This is a genomic window from Undibacterium sp. GW821-FHT11B02 (assembly GCF_058808955.1).
The window spans coordinates 605297-623874 of sequence record NZ_JBXASD010000001.1; the positions used below are offsets into that span (position 1 = coordinate 605297).

12 protein-coding genes are annotated in these 18578 nt (G+C 52.9%); 5 read left to right on the forward strand and 7 right to left on the reverse strand.

Annotated elements, in window-relative coordinates:
• Positions 1–116: 116 nt before the first annotated feature.
• The 5 genes from pbpC to AC1RVX_RS02660 all read right to left on the reverse strand — a co-directional run bounded on the left by pbpC (position 117) and on the right by AC1RVX_RS02660 (position 10445).
• Entirely contained in the window at positions 117–2522 is a 2406-nt protein-coding gene (gene pbpC / locus AC1RVX_RS02640; protein WP_493215014.1) for a penicillin-binding protein 1C, read from the reverse strand.
• 57 nt (positions 2523–2579) lie between these two features.
• Positions 2580–7694, reverse strand: coding sequence for an alpha-2-macroglobulin family protein (locus AC1RVX_RS02645; RefSeq protein WP_493215015.1), 5115 nt, complete (start codon positions 7692–7694; stop codon positions 2580–2582).
• Positions 7695–8000: 306 nt separating this feature from the next.
• A complete protein-coding gene (locus AC1RVX_RS02650; protein WP_493215016.1) occupies positions 8001–8546 on the reverse strand; it encodes a protein tyrosine phosphatase family protein in 546 nt (181 codons plus the stop codon).
• Between the two features lie 142 nt (positions 8547–8688).
• The gene (locus tag AC1RVX_RS02655) at positions 8689–9396 is read right to left on the reverse strand and encodes a riboflavin synthase subunit alpha (RefSeq protein ID WP_493215017.1); all 708 of its coding nucleotides are present in this window, start codon (positions 9394–9396) and stop codon (positions 8689–8691) included.
• A gap of 74 nt (positions 9397–9470) precedes the next feature.
• Complete coding sequence (locus AC1RVX_RS02660; RefSeq protein ID WP_493215018.1) at positions 9471–10445, reverse strand: LysR family transcriptional regulator; 975 nt, start codon at positions 10443–10445, stop codon at positions 9471–9473.
• Between the two features lie 136 nt (positions 10446–10581).
• Here AC1RVX_RS02660 and AC1RVX_RS02665 point away from each other — a divergent pair, with 136 nt between their 5' ends.
• Positions 10582–10899, forward strand: a complete 318-nt coding sequence (locus tag AC1RVX_RS02665; RefSeq protein ID WP_493215019.1) for a hypothetical protein — start codon at positions 10582–10584, stop codon at positions 10897–10899.
• A 39-nt stretch (positions 10900–10938) separates the two neighbouring features.
• Positions 10939–11367 (forward strand): DUF2798 domain-containing protein, encoded by a 429-nt coding sequence (locus tag AC1RVX_RS02670; protein ID WP_493215020.1) that lies wholly within the window; start codon positions 10939–10941, stop codon positions 11365–11367.
• 165 nt (positions 11368–11532) lie between these two features.
• Here the strand turns inward: AC1RVX_RS02670 and AC1RVX_RS02675 are convergent, their stop codons facing one another.
• Complete coding sequence (locus tag AC1RVX_RS02675) at positions 11533–13383, reverse strand: phosphoenolpyruvate carboxykinase (GTP) (RefSeq protein ID WP_493215021.1); 1851 nt, start codon at positions 13381–13383, stop codon at positions 11533–11535.
• 425 nt (positions 13384–13808) lie between these two features.
• On the opposite strand from AC1RVX_RS02675, the gene AC1RVX_RS02680 reads away from it, so the two are divergent.
• The 3 genes from AC1RVX_RS02680 to AC1RVX_RS02690 all read left to right on the forward strand — a co-directional run bounded on the left by AC1RVX_RS02680 (position 13809) and on the right by AC1RVX_RS02690 (position 17713).
• Positions 13809–14786, forward strand: coding sequence for a D-2-hydroxyacid dehydrogenase family protein (locus tag AC1RVX_RS02680; RefSeq protein WP_493215022.1), 978 nt, complete (start codon positions 13809–13811; stop codon positions 14784–14786).
• 268 nt (positions 14787–15054) lie between these two features.
• Complete coding sequence (locus tag AC1RVX_RS02685) at positions 15055–17007, forward strand: putative bifunctional diguanylate cyclase/phosphodiesterase (RefSeq protein ID WP_493215023.1); 1953 nt, start codon at positions 15055–15057, stop codon at positions 17005–17007.
• 121 nt (positions 17008–17128) lie between these two features.
• On the forward strand, positions 17129–17713 hold the full coding sequence (locus tag AC1RVX_RS02690; protein ID WP_493215024.1) for a SanA/YdcF family protein: 585 nt from the start codon (positions 17129–17131) through the stop codon (positions 17711–17713).
• 31 nt (positions 17714–17744) lie between these two features.
• On the opposite strand, the gene AC1RVX_RS02695 is transcribed toward AC1RVX_RS02690, so the two are convergent.
• Entirely contained in the window at positions 17745–18518 is a 774-nt protein-coding gene (locus AC1RVX_RS02695; RefSeq protein ID WP_493215025.1) for an L-asparaginase, read from the reverse strand.
• Between the last annotated feature and the right edge of the window lie 60 nt (positions 18519–18578).

Genomic DNA, 18578 nt, shown 5'->3' on the forward strand with positions numbered 1-18578 from the left:
TCCTTTGCATCAGTCGGTTACAGGAACATCAGTTAATTCCAGAACTGATGGTGCCGCAGAAATATGGAGAAAAAATGAAGCTGTATCTGTTTTTTTTGCATCTTCACAAATCCGCCTTACGGGCTGGCCTGCATACTGACACTGATTCTGTCATACCTGCCAAAATTGTCAAAGGCGGTAATATCGTAACGCCCTGCCTGCGGGAATTCGATCAACTGCGACTGGCTGGCAGCCTTGTTGGCAACGATGCGGCCATTCACCATCCAGCTGATGTCTGCCTGCGAGCCGCGAATTTCCAGACGTGCCCTGGGTAAGTCCTTGCTGCTTGCCCGGTGCAATATCTCGCCGTCACTGAGGCCGACGATTTGTATATTGTCATCGGCCTTGTAGATGGCGGCGCATTCCGGTGCCCACGCCGGTGGCAACGCGGTTTTGCGCAGACCAGCATCCAGCCAGGGGCCCAACGATGATGGCCAGCGTGCAGCCTGCCGGGTTTCACTGGCATGTCTGGTGCATTCAGAGGTGACCCGCAGGCCAGTCTGGGTATCCACCAAATAACTGAAGACCGGCGTTGTGGCTTTCAGTCTGTCGGCAAAGCTGGGTGGTGCTGTGGCATTCAACAGCCACGCTGTGCGTTGTACCGGACACAGGCTGGCGTCGGCCAGGTCACTGGCACGGGTGCCCAGTGGCCAGCAGATTTTTTCCTGGCTGACTGAGGCTGGCGGTGAATTGGGAGCAGGGTTGCGGCCATCTGGCAGCGCGGTAAAAATATCGACCAGCAAAGGGGCCGCAACATTGGCGCCAAAGAAGCCGGGATTGGGTGTACCGTCGGGCCGGCCTACCCATACACCTATGCTGTAGCGATTGCTGACACCAATCGCCCAGGCATCACGGAAACCAAAGCTGGTGCCGGTTTTATAGGCGATGCCACGGTAACTGCCATTGCCTTCCACCGCCCGGGCTACAGGGCCACCAGTTTCCAGAATGTCGCGCACGATGAAGGCGGCTCCTTCGCTCATCATCCTTTGTTCTTTGCGTGGGGCATTTGGTGTAAGACGTGGCACGCCAGCCATGCCTTTGCGTGCCAGTGAGGAATAGGCCCCTACCAAGTCTTCCAGCCTGGTGCCAGCACCACCCAGAATGACGCTCAGATTCGGTGCGGCACCACGCGGGAAATCAAGTTTCAATCCACCACGTCTGAGCATGGAAACAAAATTGTCTGACCCCAGTTGTTCCAGAACTTCCACCGCCGGTACATTCAGGGATTTCACCAGGGCTTCGGACACACTGACCGGGCCATTGAAGTTCTGGAAAAAATTCGCTGGCTGGTAACCGGAAAAAGATTGCGGCGTATCCGACAGCAGCGATTCTGAATGAATCAGACCTTCATCCATGGCAAACCCATACAGGAAGGGTTTCAGTGTTGATCCCGGTGAACGCGAGGCCCGTACCATATCCACATCACTGAAGCGCTTGCGGTCGCTGAAGTCGGCTGAACCGGCATAGGCCAGCACTTCAAAAGTCTGGTTGTCCATCACCATCGCTGCCATTGATACATGCGGTGGCAGCAGGCGTATGCGGTCAGCCAGCAGGGTTTCTACAGTTTGCTGGCTTGCCGGGTCGACCGTGGTCCGGATCACGTTTTGCTGACCTGCATCCATCGTGTTACCAGCCGATTTACGCTCGCGTCTGGCCTGCTGTTTCATACGCAGCGCCAACAAAGGAGCCAGCAGGGGTTCGCGCACGGTCTGGGCGACCACAGGCTCGCTCAACGCATCGGCAACGATGTCCTTGCTCCAGCGGTCTGCCATGCGATTGATGAGCTTGTCGCGTGCCTGTTGCGCACGCTGTGGATAACGGTCTGGTCTTAATACCGAAGGCATTTGTGGCAAGACGGCCAGCAGGGCCGCTTCGGCATGCGTGAGATGACTGGAAGGCTTGCCCAGATAGGCACGGCTGGCTGCTTCCACCCCTTCCAGCACGCCACCCATGGGGGCGTAGTTCAGGTAGAGCGTGAGGATTTCTTTTTTTGAATAATGCGCCTCCAGTTGCAGGGCGCGCGCTACCTGTTTCAGTTTCCCGGCCACGGTATGTGGTGTCGGATCAATGATGCGAGCCACTTGCATGGTGATGGTCGAACCGCCCGAGATGATGCGGCCATTGTGCAGCCATTGCCAGCCTGCGCGCAGCATGGACAGCGGGTTGACGCCAGGGTGCCACCAGAAAGCACGGTCTTCATAGCCGGTCAATGCCTGTACATAATAAGGCGAGACTTCGTCCAGGCTGATCGCATGCCGCCAGATATGGTCTTTGTCGGGAAAGGCGCGCAGGGGCGAGCCATCGCGCGCCAGCACTACCATCGCATACGGTGAATCACGACCTGGTGGCGGTAGTGGAAAAGCAAGATCCAGCAACACCAGGCTGACGAGTAAGAAAGCAGTAGCTGCCCAGATTTTTTTACAGAAAATCAGAGTCTTACCCAAGCCCAACAAGACAGCTTTTATTTCTGGATAGCGTTTCATGGTTGACATATCCGAAGACTCGGAACTATCCGTGGTAGTGCTACCACGGATAGTTCATTACTTGCCGTTTTCTACGATAGTGATGACATCCTGGCCACCGCTTAGCCCATACAGTTCTGGCCGGTACATGTTTTCCGCATACAGTGGTGGTATCACGAACCTGCCTGGTGTGACCGCACGGGCGACATAGAACAGTTCCAGCACTGCGGTGTCCAGATTCATGGCGGCGACAAACCGGTCTTCGCGGAACTCCACCCGCTTGATACGTTCGTCACGCATGGCATCTTGCGGCGACAAGTCATCGATCTTCAGTGTGTTCAATTGTTCTCCGTTGACGATATTCAGGTTTTCGATTTCCAGTCCGGCTGGCACGCGGTCGATGATCATGCCGTAGCCAAACGGGCTGCTGGCACGTGCCGTTACACGCACGATGACGACTTCACCCACATTCAGCGGACGACCACTGATTTCCTTGCCATCGGGTGTGTACATCTTGCGTCCCAGTTCGATGACATCTTTTTTCTCGGCTGGCATCTGGACTGGATTACCGCTCAGTGACAGTTCCACATACAGCGGGTCTTTGCCCTTGTTGGTCAATTTCATGCCACTCGCCAGCTCAGTTGCATTCACTTCGCGGAACAGCATGCCCTTGTCAGACATATCTTCGGTTTTGCCGTTGACATTCAGGCTGCCACTCCAGGCTGTATTGGCGGTGTTGGCGTAGGACCGGCCAACCAGGAACAGTGCCAGTTTTTCCTGTGTGCTGTGATACCGGTGTTTTTGCATTTCATTGGCAATCACAGGTATTAGCTTGTCGCGGCCAGGGATGCTGATCTGGTGCTTGTCCAGCAGTGCATATGACATGGCGACATCACGCAGCTCGCTGCCATAGTCATACCACCAGTAACCACCATTGCGTTCTTTCTTCAAGCCTTCAGCCAGGGCGATATCACTCCTGCCCTTGTCACCCATTTGCTTGAGAGCGATACCCAGGTGTACCAGTGACAATGCTGAAGGTGCCTGTGCACGGTATTCATGCAACTGGCGCAGGGTGGCCAATGGGGCCTTGTTCTGCCGTGACAACACATAGGCACCATGGGCCAACACATCAAAATGGCCATTGTCGTCGCGACGGTTTTCCCATGAACGGTAGCTGCTGGTGACGGCTGCAGTATCAGCGGCGATGGTGGCAGGCATGCGTGCCACACCTTCCTGCAAGCCACGCAACAGGTAGTCGAGCGCCTTGTTATACATGGCATCCGGCACATTGAATCCCTGTTCACGCGCATCCATCAAAAAGCCGGTGACATAGGCAGACAGCCAGTAATCCGCATCATAGCGACCGCCCCACAGACTGAAACTGCCATTCGTAGCCTGCATGCCAGACAAACGCGCTACCGCCTTGCCCACGACTTCAGTCCTTTGTTCAAGACTGAAGGGTTTCAGTCCAAAACGTTTCGCGTTTGCCTCATCAATGAACAGATAAGGATAAGCGGTACTGGCTGTCTGTTCCGCACAGCCATATGGATACGTCAACAGACCCTGTATCGCCGCTTTGACGTCAATCGGTGGCTTGTTGGATACCGTCAGGTGAGCCAGCAGTGAAGAACGATGCAGACCACCGAGTTCGGCATCGCGGATATCCAGGCTTTCACCTGGTTTGACACTCAGTCTGCGGGTGATTTCTGCCTGCGGTGTGCCAGCCTGTACCGCCAGAGTAAAGTTCCTGGCGATTTTCAGCTTGCTGCCATTGATATTCAGGCTGATATTTTGCAGGCCAGTCTGGGCTCTGGCTTCAACCGGGAAGCGCAAAGTACGCTTTTCCTGGTCTTTCAGGCTCAGGCTGCGTTCTGCTTCACCCAGCTTGAGCGCAGCACCACCATTCAGGCTGACTTTCAGGTTCTGTACCGCACCGGACAGATTATGCAGATCAAGTGCCAGCACAGCGGTATCACCCACGGTCATAAAGCGCGGTGTAATCAGTTCCGCCACCAGCGGTGCTGCTACCGTCATCTCGGCATCTTTGGCACCAAAGCGTTCTGCGCCAGCCACCACTGCCATCAGACGCAGCGTGCCATTGAAATCCGGTATCGCCACCGGTATTTCGGCTTCACCCTGCTCATTCAGTTGCACGGGGCCGCTGAAGATATCGACCAGCCTGACCCTTTTCGGCAGGTTACTACTTGGTTTGCTGGCAGTGGCATCACCACCAAATTTGAGCTTGCCTTTCTGGCCCTGCATTTTTTCTATCAGGCGACCATACACGTCATGCTGGTCAGGGCCATAACGCAGCTTCCCGAAAAAGAAGGCCAGCGGATCAGGCGAAGCAAACTTGGTGATATTCAAAATACCGGTATCCACTGCAGACAAGGTAACGATGGTTTTCTGGCCTTTGGCTTCTGGCACTTTGACTTTGACCTTGACCGTGGTTTCTGGCAGCACCTTGACCGGTGCTTCCAGGTTGACCACGTATTTACGGTCGCTTCTTTCCAGTGGAATATGGGCCAGACCCAGTGCACGCGCCGGTGTCACCTTGTCACCTTCATTACCGGGACGCAGGACCACCACCGAGACATACAGGTCATGACGCTTCCATTCCTTGTTGAGCGGAATATCGATGCTGGTGCTGTCGGCACCAACAGTCATGCGTTTCATCCACAGCGTGCTATCGCCTTCCAGCGTGATCAGGGCTTCGCCCTTGTGCGGTGGCGTGAAACTCAGGTGCACTGTGTCACCATCCTTGTAGCTGGGCTTGTCGAGCTTCATGCTGACTTTGTCTGGCCGGCTACCCTGGGTTTCATCATCCTGTGCATGCCAGCCAGCATAAAAGCGGTAGACGGTTTGCAGCCTGGTGTCCGGGTCCAGCACTTCCACCCGATAATGGCCATACCCTACTGGCAGGCGCAATTTGCCCCTGCTGTTGGCTGGGACAGTGACGCTGGAAGTGTCCACTAGTTCATCCGTCTGGGTAAAGCCGGATTGCCAGCCATGCTGGTTTTCATAACGCCAGTAATAATTGCGGTCTTCACGGAACAGGCGTACCGGCAGCGCAGGTGCTGCCAGCAGCTTGCCCTCTCTGTTGGTGCGGATAACTTCAAATTCTACCGGACTGTTTTCCGGCGCATATTCGCCATTGAACAGAGGACGCAAACCCACCAGATTGGATGCTGGCCAGATCACATTTTCCAGGCTACGAACGACAGGACGGCCACCGGTTTCCAGCAGGCTGAGCGTGGTGCGTATGGTGAAAGGCGAACGGCGTTTGGCTGCTGCTGACAGATCCAGTTTGACATTGGCCTTGCCCTGGTTATCGAGCTGGCTGGCTTCCAGCTCAGTACGTACCTTGACTTCATTTTCGGTGACATCACCAAATTCAAAACCGGGGAATTGCTTGACCAATGGATTCTGGTTACGCTCCAGTTGGGTCACGCCCAGCAGACGGTTGCCGGCAGCTGGTGCACCATATAAATAATTGCCGACTACATCGACGCTATAGTTGCTGTCGGCTGTGAGCACCGTCTGTTTGCTGCTGAGGTCGAGCTTCATGCGTTCTGGCAAAAATTCTTCGACGCCGAAACGGAATACAGTCGCCGGTATTTTGTCAGCCGGATCAGCACGCAATTCCAGCGTCCAGAAACCGGTCGGAGCATCCGCAGGTATTTCCAGGTGTTTTACCATATAACCAGCAAAGCGCTGGTCAGGACGCCAGGTGGTGGTCAACTGGTCCTTGCCATCCGGACGTTTCAGCCTTGCCTGTATGGCCTGTACTGGCACACTGCGACCATCGGCATCGCGTGCCAGTACCGACAGGTCAAACTGTTCACCCGGACGATACAGGTCACGGCCAGCATAGGCGAACAGGCGCATCGCCTTGTAGGGCGCGCCGGTAATATCATATTCAGACAAATCCAGTGCCGGTTCTTTCAGTGGCAGTACGGAAATCTGCTCGCCTTTACGTGCCAGCACGACCTGGGCATTCTTTGGCTGATCAGCAAAACGGGCATGGCCGTCAGCATCTGTTTCTGCGCGCGCAATCGCCTTGCCCTTTTCATCCAGCCATGAAATCTCAACGCCGCTGACTGCCTTGCCATCCGTCAGCGAGCTGACAAAGGCATCGGCAGATTTTTCATACAGGCGGGTTTGCAGACCGAGGTCGGTGACATAGAAATAGGTCGTCTGGAATTCCGTCAAAAAGCGGCCAGGCACGCTCATGACGGCGATATACACACCAGGCTCGCGCACTTCCTTGATATCTTCTACCGGGATATAGGTGACACTGCGTTTATTCGGTTTTTGCTCAGTCAGAAAACGACCCTGATACACGCTATCGCTATGCGCCTTCATATCGTCGAGCAGATAGCTGGATACAGCGCCATGCAGGCTGGTACGCATGTAGCCATAATTGTCATCTGGCGTATCCTCAGACGCCATGGATTTGCCATTGATGACCTTATCCAGAAAACGTGGCAGCTGTTCATTTTTCACACGCATGAACTGCACATCCACTTCAGGGATGTTGACCGTCACCACAGGCAGACCACCATTCTGTTTGGCTGGCAATACCATGCCATTGCTGGCGAAATAATAGGACGGTGCAACCGGCGAAGTCAGTACGGAATAACGCATTTCCGTAGCCAGCGTCTTGCCATTGCGTGCAGGCAGACCGGGTTGCACCCGTATCACATAACGGTTTTGTGGCTTGATGTGCGGGAAGTACAGCAGGCGTGGATTGTCGCCTCTGACCCAGGCACCGCTCACCAGTTTGCCACCCTTGCTGTCGGTATCTTCAGCCTTGGTACTGACGTTGCTGACGGTGCTGAAGGTGCTGACTTTCGGCTTTTGGCTATGGTCATCGAGATCATCGTTGGCGTCGGCATCGCCTGCTGGCTTTTCTTCTTTTTTCAGATCGGCAGCCGACAGCGGCATTTCAAATACCTGCAGGTATTGCTCGTAATTTTTACCGGGGTCGAGCGGCAGGCTGAAAGTCAGTGCCAGAGCAGGTGCACCATCCAGGTTGCGGTCATTGGCATCCACCAGGACAAAAGCTGCGTTCGGATCATCATGCGTTTCCACACTGGGTACAGTGCGGCTGGTTTTGAACCAGTAGGCACCACCGATGAATACGAGAATAACGGCGAACAGCATCGCCATTTTGAACGATTTGTTTTGCATTTTGCTTCCCTGGCAGAATCGGCGATACAAGATGAACAGCTAAAATTTTGTACGTCGATTATGGCACTGACATTGCCAGGATTTCTATTTGTTACGATACCTTCCGGTGTTACGATTTCTTCCGGGGTGGGGGATATAGCGGACTTTTGCGTGGGACGTTCAGGAAGGATGGCGGGACAGATTTAGCGTGGCAAGAAAGCGCCTCAACGCAGCGTGATTACCGACGAAATTTGTGATGAGATTTGCGACCGGCGATGCCGGTCGCGTCCCTGTTTATTGAGGATGATTCAATGAGGGCGAACGATCTCAGTAAGGCTCAAAACTGATCTGATACTTTTTCAAGACATCCAGCATCAAATGCTTCCATGGTCCGTTAGGTGACCAGACCTTGCTGACAGCTTCATAGGCCAGGGCAGGGTCTTCCTTGCCAACTACGACGCGGTACAGGAAGACCATGGTGGATGCACGCATATTCACCTGGCAGTGCACCAGCACCTTTTTATCTCCCAGCCCTTGCAGGATGGCGGCAAAAGTCTCGTAGTCTTTGACGGTAGGTTTGTTGAAAACGATGGGGATGTTCACAAAGACCATGTTCTGGCGGCCAACGATCAGGTGTTCTTCACGCACGGCGTCAGATACATTCGGCGGGGCCAGGTAGATGACGGCTTCGTAGCCTTGTGCAGCCAGGCCTTCCAGCGCTTTGGCCGTGGGCTGGCCAGAGCTGGTCAGTTGTGCGGTGATGGGGATGACATTCGGCGCTTCCAGACTTTGCGCGTGGCCAAGGGGTGAAACACCAGCTAATAATGCGGCGCAGATACCTGTGGATAAGCTTGTTGATAAGCCTGTAGACAAGTATGTGGGTAAGTATGTTGATAAAGCTGTGGATAACAATCTGGATAGTGCGCGCATGTTCAGGTTCCCGGGTTAATTGGCATTTCAAGCGTCGGCATAGTGGCATCGCGGCAGATGCGCCAGATTGCAGGTACAGGGTGTGCTATTTTTTTGGCGGCACCTGTGCTTGCACGATCTGCCCCAGATCCTTGCCTTGCTGCGCCAGCAGGCTTTCCAGCGCAGGCATCAGCGGCCCCAGGGTTTCTGCCAGCATATTGCGTACGGTATCGACCACAACCTGGGTGGTTCGTTCAATTTCTATATTCAGACTGGCACCGGCTTTCTTTTCAGCAAAGACGGTCATGCGCAGGGTTTCGGGTATCAGCCAGACTTCAAACCAGGCTTCTTCGCGGTTCACTTCGGCGATAGTCAGGCTGGCACCGTTGATGGCGATATAGCCTTTGGCGAAGATATAGCGCATCCATTCAGGCGGAACGGCGATACGTATCACATAATTGTTTTCCAGCTCGCGTATCTGGGCGATATGAGCCTTGAAGTCAATATGGCCGGACAAGGGGTGGCCGCCGATTTCTGCTCCATCCTTGGCTGCTCGTTCTACATTCACCCGTCCATCAGGCTGGTATTCACCCAGGGTGGTGATGGCCAGGCTTTGCTGCATGACGTCGAATTCTGCCGCGTTGTCGCCAAGCAGGGCGGTTACCGTCAGGCAGACGCCATCAACCGCAACGCTGGCACCGATTTCCAGGTCTTTGCAAAAACCGGAAGGAAACTCCAGTTGATAAGTCCGCAAACCGGTCTTGTCACTGAGTTGTGCGATGCGGGCGATGCCCTGAACGATGCCTGTAAACATAGATAGATACAAAAATGAGGGAATATGATGATTGTATGCGATGTTGCTGGCGCCGTTGTTCAGTTAACGGTCGTTCAGCTATCAAGTGTTACATCATGTTCCAACTCCGGCACCAGGTTGGAATGCGTCATGTTCACCAGATTCCGGCGCAGCCACTGATGGGCCAGATTGCGACTATCCCTTTCATGCCACAGCATATCGACATGCACATCGGGCATACTGAAAGGTAGCTCTTGCCAGACCAGTGCTTCCGTCATGCCGGTGGCAGAAATCAGATGACGTGGCAAGACGGTCAGCAAGTCGGAATTGGCAACCACCCGGCCGCCGGTAAAAAATTGATTAACAGTCAGCAAGATACGCCGCTCACGTCCCAACTGGCTCAGTGCTTCATCAACCAGGCCATGGGCACGACCAGAAAAACTCACCAGCAGGTGTTTTGCATTGCAATAATCGTCTATGGTCATGATGCGGTTTGCCAGCGGATGGTCTTTCCGCATGACGCAAACATAATGCCCTGAATACAATCTTTCATGACGGATCGCACTATTGGCCGAACCTTGTCCACCAGTTAACTGGGCTACTACGCCGGGGAAAAAGCCGACGGCGATATCAATATCACCACGTGTCAACATGGGACGTGGTTCCCGCGTGGTCAGCGGCACCATGCGCATGGTAACCCCCGGGGCTTCCTTTTCTACGGAGCGTACCAGGGTTGGCATCCACAATGCTGCCGTCGCATCCGCCATTGCCAGGCGGAAAGTTGTTTGTGTTTTTGATACGTCAAAAGTGGTCGGTGCAATGGCGCTTTCCAGGCTGGAAAGCGCCTGGCGTATAGCTGGCCACAGGGTTTCTGCACGCGGTGTTGGTTTCACGCCATAGGCGGTACGTATCAATAGTTCATCACCAAGGGAATGGCGCAGCCGTTTTAAGGCATTTGAAACCGCTGGCTGGGTCATGGCCAGCTTGTCGGCAGCGCGTGTCAGGTTTTGTTCGATCATCACCGCATCGAAAACACGTAAAAGATTCAAATCCAGTGTCAGGAAGTTCATGCTATTTGCTCCCAGCAGGAAATAAAAACAATTATTCACGAAAAGAATAATGGATATGATAAATCAAAATTAGATTTATATGGTGCGCCGCAATATTATGATGTCATTACAAAGTGAAAAAAAAGTGGAGTGAATCATGTCTTTCTTAAATATTGCCTTTCCTGTCGCCAGTGCATTGCCTGTTTCCCAAATGGCTATCAGTACCGTTATTGGTTCCGCCCGTCCTTTGCTGGGCTTGGGTATCCTGGCTACCATGTTGGTCGTTTTCAAACCATTGCTGGTTGGCATGTTACGTGCTGCCCTGTTGGTGATCAACCCTAAAAAAACGCGTGAAGAAAAAACCGCTGGTCGCAATTTGCGCAATATGCTGGCCATCCGCCGCATTGCCAATGACCTCGACGGTGTATCGCCTAATATGGCTGCAGAATTGCGTGCCCTGGCTGCCCGTGGTTAATTAGCAAACATAATTTGCAAACAGATACGGTTTAAATTTATGCAACATTCTTCAACATATTCTGGCATGTCTGTCGCGATGGCTCAGTCAACGGCTGTCAGTCGTCAGCCTCGTGCAGTGGCAGGTTCGAAAAGCCTGGCATCCATGTTGCCGACGATCCTGACGACCGGGGTGGTTACTCTGGTCGCCAGTGCTGCCATGCGTTTGTTGTGGATAGGTTTCAGTAATGACTTTTTTGCTGCGTGGATGGAAGCCTGGCTGACGATTTGGCCTATCGCTTTTCCGGTAGCCTATCTCAGCAAGCCTTTGGTGAACCGGCTGGCGCGTAGTCTAAGCAAGCCTTTGCCAGTAGCAGAGTTGCCGCAGGCAGGTGGCCTGGGTGTAAATGCCATCATGCAGGTATCTGAGCAGGCTACGGCAAAAAGTGGCCTGAAGCGCAAGCCGCTCTTGTTGCCCGTACATCGCTAGGATTTACCTTAGTGACTGATAGAAAGCCGTCCTCGTTGACGGCTTTTTTGTTATTTGCGTGTGTCATTTGCGCGTGCTGTTTCCGGATATTGTCTTTTCTGATGTGCGTGTTGGCAAAAACAAAAAAGCGACCGAAGTCGCTTTTTTTACTTGAGGCGGGAAAAATCAGGCTGCAAGGCGTTTTTCCAGTGCAAGCCGGGTGGCTTCCAGTTCTGCTGGCAGATGGTAAGCCAGTTTTTCAAACAATTCAGTATGCAGTTTCAATTCTGCTTCCCAAGCTGCTTTGTCTATGGAGGTGATGGTATTGAACTGCGCTTCAGTGAAGTTCAGGCCTTCCCAGTTCAGGTCGGTATAGCTAGGTGTAATACCGAAGATATTTTCCACGCCGTGGGCTTCGCCTTCAATACGTTCCAGCATCCACTTTAATACGCGCATATTGTCGCCGAAACCTGGCCAGACAAATTTTCCATTTTCATCTGTACGGAACCAGTTAACACAGAAAACTGCTGGCAGCTTGCCGCCGGTAGCTTCGATTTTCTTGCCCATGTCCAGCCAGTGCTGGAAATAGTCGCTCATGTTGTAGCCCATAAAAGGCAGCATGGCGAATGGGTCGCGGCGAACCACGCCTTGCTGGCCTGCGGCGGCGGCGGTCGTTTCTGAACCCATGGTCGCAGCCATGTACACACCTTCTGTCCAGTTACGTGCTTCTGTTACCAGCGGTACGGTTGTGGAACGACGGCCGCCGAAGATAAAGGCTGAAATGGGCACACCAGACGGATCATCCCAGGCAGGGTCAATCACAGGGTTCTGGATTGCCGCCACGGTAAAGCGGGCGTTTGGATGGGCGGCTTTACGGCCAGTTTCCTTGGCGATTTCCGGTGTCCAATCCTTGCCTTGCCAGTCGATCAGGTGTGCCGGGGCTTCCTTGCTCATGCCTTCCCACCAGACATCGCCGTCATCAGTCAGGCCGACATTGGTGAAGATGGTATTGGCTGTCAATGACGCCATGCAGTTGGAGTTGGTGGCGGTATTGGTGCCAGGTGCGACGCCGAAATAACCAGCTTCAGGGTTGATCGCATACAGACGACCATCCTGGCCAGGTTTGATCCAGGCAATGTCGTCACCAATGGTGGTGACTTTCCAGCCCTTGATAGCAGGAATCAGCATGGCGAAATTGGTCTTGCCGCAAGCTGACGGGAAAGCTGCTGCCACATAATGCTTTTTACCTTCTGGTGATTCCACACCAAGGATCAGCATGTGTTCGGCCAGCCAGCCCTGGTCGCGCCCCATGGTGGACGCGATACGCAGCGCAAAGCATTTTTTGCCCAGCAAGGCATTGCCACCGTAACCTGAACCAAAAGACCAGATTTCGCGGGTTTCAGGGTAATGCACGATGTACTTGGTGCTATTGCATGGCCACGCTACATCGGCCTGACCGGCGGCCAAAGGCGCGCCTACAGTATGTACGCAAGGTACAAAAGGACCATCTGTACCCAATACGTCAAAAACGGCCTTGCCCATGCGCGTCATGATGCGCATGTTGACGGCGACATAAGGCGAATCAGACAATTCGACGCCGATGTGAGCGATAGGCGAACCCAGCGGCCCCATGGAAAACGGTACGACATACATGGTACGACCACGCATGCAGCCATCAAACAGCGGGTTCAGGGTGGCGCGCATTTCTGCCGGTGCCATCCAGTTATTGGTCGGACCTGCATCTTCTTTGTTGGCTGAGCAGATGAAAGTACGATCTTCGACGCGTGCCACGTCAGACGGGTCTGAGCAAGCCAGATAGCTGTTGGGGCGTTTGGCTTCATTGAGTTTCTTCATGGTGCCAGCAGCAACCATTTGCGCGCACATGCGGTCATACTCTTCTTGCGAGCCATCGCACCAGTAAATGCTGTCTGGTTTGGTCAAAGCCGCCATTTCGGCGATCCAATTGATCAATTTCTGATGTTTCACGTAAGCGGGCGCGTTCAATGCAGCCACGCCTTGCATGATGGGTTGATTCACGATACTACCTCCAATGCCATTTCAATAAAAAAACCGGTGTAGCGGCACGGCAGGATCGTCGTTGGAATGTGGCGATGCGATCGCAGGAAGCGTTCAAGCAAGGCGGACACCATAGCGGCGGTTCTGTCGGATAATACGAAGGCAAGAGGGTGTCTTGGCTCCTGGCTTGCGCCCGGCAGGATGGCGCGGGGCGGAAGAATCAAAATGCTACGTAGGCGGACATTGTACACGCGAGTCTGACTTCAGGCGAATTTTGCTTCAATTTTATTATCATTGTTTCACGCTTTATGAAAGTGAAGATTTTTCAGCATCATGACAAGATGTTTTCATGACTGCCCCTATGCCTGAAAAAAATGCTGATCCAGCTTATGCTTTGCCACAGACAAATAGATTGAAAAAAATTATTTCAGTAGTGAGAAAAAACCATGAAAATTGCCATATTGGATGATTATCAAGACGTAGTCCGTCATTTACCCTGCTTTAGCCTGCTACACGAACATGAGGTCAAGGTCTTCAACAATAGCGCAGTTGGCGTGGGGCAACTGGCGATACGGCTGGCGGCGTTTGATGCCGTGGTACTGATACGTGAACGCACACGTCTGAGCAAGCCGCTACTACAGAAATTGCCAAATCTGAAGCTTATTTCTCAAACCGGCAAAGTGGCTGGCAACATCGATATAGCAGCAGCACATGAATGCGGCATCGCCATTGCTGAAGGGGTAGGTGACCCGACTGCGCCGGCAGAATTAACCTGGGCGCTGATCATGGCAGCCTGGCGCCGCGTACCGAATTATGCCCAGCTTTTACAAGAGGGAGCGTGGCAGATTTCTTCGCTCGATCCGGCTCATAACCAATTGGGCAGGGTGCTGAAGAAACGCACGCTGGGTATCTGGGGCTACGGCAAGATAGGTAAAATCATTAGCGGTTATGCCAAAGCCTTTGGCATGCAGGTCATGGTCTGGGGACGTGAACCCAGCCGGGCTCAGGCGGCCCAGGATGGATTGCTGGTAGCAGAATCCAGAGAGGCTTTCTTTGCCGGATGCGACATCATTAGCCTGCACCTGCGCTTGAATGACGCCACCAAAGGCATTGTCACCCCAGCCGACCTGGCCCTGATGAAAAGCGATGCCTTGCTGGTCAACACCAGCCGTGCAGAATTGCTGCAACCAGGCGCGCTGGAAGCGGCGCTGGATGCAGGTCGCCCCGGTTTTGCCGCCATTGATGTGTTTGAAAGCGAGCCAGTAGCAGTGGATCATCCACTGCTACACCGCGAAAACGTGCTTGCCACCCCGCATCTGGGCTATGTGGAACAGGCCAGTTACGAACTTTATTTCCGCGCAGCCTTCCAGAATATCGTAGATTTTGCCGCAGGCAAGCCAGCCAATCTGCTCTTGCCTTCATGAAACTGCCATATAAAACCGCTATTCCCTATTCTCTACTCCCTTTTTTTACCCGGGCATGTGAAAACCATGCCTGGCAGGTCTTCTCTTGTGCAATTGTAAAAAATATTTAAAAAATAACGTTGTAATTACTTTAACTTTATAAAAAATACACTAAACTGCACAGCATTGCCAGCGATTTGCCTGGCCTCTGGTGTCTTGTACGCCATGATTCACAACCAAGAACTTTAGCTGCAGGCACGGTCTGAATAATTGGAAGGAGAACCTGACGATGATGAGATCTCACGTGTTGCATTCCCCCATGCTGAAAGCCATGCTGGGATTGGTTACCAAAGACGTTTCCAGTATGGGTGACCGGCGACGCTATGTCAGAATTGTGATTGCCCTGCTCTTGCCTGTCACCCTTGTTCTGACTTTGGGTAATTATCTGCAATCGGTTTATCCCTTGCTGTGGCTGATAGAGGCGGGGTTGACGCTTTTTTTGTTGGTGCCTGCATTTATTCTGTCTGGTAGTGACGACAAGCTCAGTTATGCCGAATCCTTTATTTTGCTGTACGCCATGGCCACCACCTTGGCGTTGGCTTATTTTGGTGGCAATCAGGGCAGTGGTGTGTTGTGGACATTCAGTTTCCCTTTTCTGGCTTTGTGGCTCAAGGGACAGGCCAAGGGCTTGCAGTGGAGTTTATGCTGGCTGCTCAGCATGATTGTGATTTTCAAGCTGGACAATTATTTGCCCTCCGTATTTCACTATGAAGAGCAGTTTTCTGAGCAGATGGTGGCGGCATTGCTGTTTTATACCTGCATCGCAATGGGCTTAAATTACAGTCGGACGCAATATGAAGAGAAACTGCGTGTTAATGAACAGACCGGGCAAGACAGGACCCAGGAATATCTGGAAAAACTGGAGCAGGTGGCCTATCAGGATGCAGTGACTGGCTTGCCCAACGATTTGCGTCTGTCAGATATCCTGGCACAAGAAATCATCGCTGCGCATGAACGTGGACATAGCCTGCTGGTGGTTAACATTCGCCTTAAAAAGATGTTTGAAACGACCAATATCATCGGTGCTGAAACGGGTGACAAACTAATCCGCTCGATAGTCGCCACCATGATAGCCACAGTAGGTTCGCGCGGAATTTTCGCGCGAACCAGGCGTGATGAATTTGTCTGCATCTATCGCCAGCATTCAGAAGATATCAATGCGACTGAAATCATTCGCGAAATCCTGGCCTTCAGGCTGGAATACAAGATCAACGACTTTGCACTGGAGATAGACCACACGATAGGCATCGCCAGTTATCCCCTGCATGCCAGCGATGCAGAAGGTTTGCTCAAGAAAGCGGCACAAGCTTTGCTGCAGGCTCAATTCGCCAATATGAAGCTGGCTTTTTATGAAGAAAAACTCGCGCAACAATTCTTGCGCCAGCAGTTACTGTTCGGGCAATTGCGGGATGCTTTGCACAAAGCCGAACTGTGCCTGTATTACCAGCCGCAGATTGATATGCAGACCGGCAGCGTGGTTGGTGCCGAGGCGCTGTTACGCTGGACAGATGTCATTGCCGGAGACATCTCACCGAAGGAATTTATTCCCGTGGCAGAAAAAACCGGTCTCATCAAGCCACTTAACCTGTGGGTGATGCGTGCTGCGTTCCGCCAGTGGCTAGTCTGGCGTGATGAAGGATTGGATATCAGTATTGCCATCAACTTGTCAGTACGCAGTATCTGTGACCCCGACCTGATAGCAGATATACGTCATTTGCTGGATGAATTTGCCGTGCCGCCTGAATACGTGGTGCTGGAACTGACAGAAAGCGCGTTTGCTGATACCTCCGACATTGCCATGGCAACTCTGCACAGCCTGCATGTCATGGGTTTTCGCCTGTCGATTGACGATTTTGGCAGTGGCCACTTACCGCTGTCACAACTGAAAAACCTGACTATCAATGAATTGAAGATAGATCATGAACTTATCCACAGCTTATACACAGATGTCGGTAGTTATGCCGTGGTGGATTCCTGCATACAACTGGCACACCAACTACATCTGCGCGTGGTGGCCGAAGGGGTAGAAGCCAGCCCGATTGAACAACAGTTGCAAGCCATGGGTTGTGATATGGCGCAAGGATATTATTTCTGCAAGCCGATACCGGCAGATGCCTTCAGCGTCTGGATGCATTTGCGCGAAAACCAGATGGAATCTGCATTGTCTACATTATCTGACTGAATCTGTGCTTTTGTACTTGAAGGTACAAAGCGGAAGTGTGCGGGTGTGGGTGATGCTACGGGCTTGTCAGCCTGTACAATCAGCGGTTTTGCCAAACTGGCATTTTTCCGTCTGGATACGCATGTCTGTCTCTTTGAAACGTCTGCTCGCCTGGCTGGTATTTATCCTGCTACTGGTCTTTTTGCTGGCTGTATCAGCCATCAGCCTGTATGGCTTGAATGACAGGCTAGCCAAAACTGACCTGGCCATCGTACCTGGCAACACCGTTCAGCCAGATGGCTCCCCCTCAAAACGTCTGCAAGGCAGGCTCGATGCTGCTCTTAAGCTGTTTGTCGATGGCCATTGCAAAGCCATACTAGTTAGTGGTGCAAAAGGTGTGGAAGGCTACGACGAGGCCGGAGTCATGAAAAATTACCTGCTCGCGCATGGTGTACCGGCAGCCGCCATCTATACGGACAGTTATGGCATCAATACACTGGAGACAGCGCGCTTTGCCGCCAGCCTGATGAAACAGAAAGGATGGACTTCTGCCGTGCTGGTCAGCCAGTTCTTCCATCTGGCCCGCTTTCAACTGGCAATGAAAAAATTCGGATTGCCCAGCCAGGCGCATGTGTACGCCAATTATTTTGAGGCACGGGATGTGTATTCGCTGCTGCGGGAAGTGTTTGCCTATGCTGAATATCTGTTGATGTCTTCGCAGACGTAGCGAATATCGGCGCGGGTGATTCCTGCGTTGATCAGAATTCCAGCGGCAGATGCCAGCCTGTCGGTATCACATCATGCCTGACCGTACTTCTTTGCTGATGCCGTCGTTGCAGGCTGTCCGGGCTCCAGGTGTGTTCCCAGCCGGGCGGATATGGCAATTGTTCGTCGCTTTCTGGCAGGCGCTGGCGTACAGCGATCACCGGCAAATACAGCGGCAGCGGATGCTCAGGTGTATCCGCCCCCAGACTATAGGCATAATTGGGTAGCAAGACATCACAGACACTGGCAAACCAGGCTGCGTGATCTTCATCCTTGCCCAGTGCCTGTGCCAGTCCGGCCGGGTCAAAGCGGGCAAATGCCTCAATCAGTTCTGCAGTGCTGGCACCGGGCGCGTCGCCCCAGCCCATCACGGGATTGAAATTGTAATCCGCACCTGAACCATACCAGCCCTCGCGCCATGGTCTTTGCATCCAGTTGCGTGGTCCGGTAAATAATTGCCAGCGCCAATGCAGGCCGGAAGGTTTGGGCCAGCTATACAGATACAGTTTTTGGTAACCTGCTGCATGTAATTCTTTTACCATCGCCATCAGGCGTGCATGAGGCATGCGTTCTGGTGGTGAGCGGCGGAACAGTATGGCTTCCCCATCTGCATGCTGGACTTCATCTGTGGACAGGTTCAAGTCCAGTGTGCGTTTTTCGTCACCAAAGCGGGCAGCTACCCAGCCTGTCAATAAATTGACGGATGTCAGCACCCCATAGCCGCGATGGCGATGAAAAATGACGGTTCCCGGAGCGATGGCTTTCATATATCAACAAAGTATTCACGATGTATCTGCAAGCAATGGCTTGTTGCAGTAGTGTTTCGT

Bases quoted from the DNA above. Each gene is read 5' to 3' on its own strand.
- pbpC (WP_493215014.1), bottom strand. From the start codon at position 2,522: ATGAAACGCTATCCAGAAATAAAAGCTGTCTTGTTGGGCTTGGGTAAG.
- AC1RVX_RS02685 (WP_493215023.1), top strand. From the start codon at position 15,055: ATGATGAGATCTCACGTGTTGCATTCCCCCATGCTGAAAGCCATGCTG.
- AC1RVX_RS02645 (WP_493215015.1), bottom strand. From the start codon at position 7,694: ATGCAAAACAAATCGTTCAAAATGGCGATGCTGTTCGCCGTTATTCTC.
- AC1RVX_RS02670 (WP_493215020.1), top strand. From the start codon at position 10,939: ATGCAACATTCTTCAACATATTCTGGCATGTCTGTCGCGATGGCTCAG.
- AC1RVX_RS02680 (WP_493215022.1), top strand. From the start codon at position 13,809: ATGAAAATTGCCATATTGGATGATTATCAAGACGTAGTCCGTCATTTA.
- AC1RVX_RS02655 (WP_493215017.1), bottom strand. From the start codon at position 9,396: ATGTTTACAGGCATCGTTCAGGGCATCGCCCGCATCGCACAACTCAGT.
- AC1RVX_RS02690 (WP_493215024.1), top strand. From the start codon at position 17,129: ATGTCTGTCTCTTTGAAACGTCTGCTCGCCTGGCTGGTATTTATCCTG.
- AC1RVX_RS02665 (WP_493215019.1), top strand. From the start codon at position 10,582: ATGTCTTTCTTAAATATTGCCTTTCCTGTCGCCAGTGCATTGCCTGTT.
- AC1RVX_RS02695 (WP_493215025.1), bottom strand. From the start codon at position 18,518: ATGAAAGCCATCGCTCCGGGAACCGTCATTTTTCATCGCCATCGCGGC.
- AC1RVX_RS02660 (WP_493215018.1), bottom strand. From the start codon at position 10,445: ATGAACTTCCTGACACTGGATTTGAATCTTTTACGTGTTTTCGATGCG.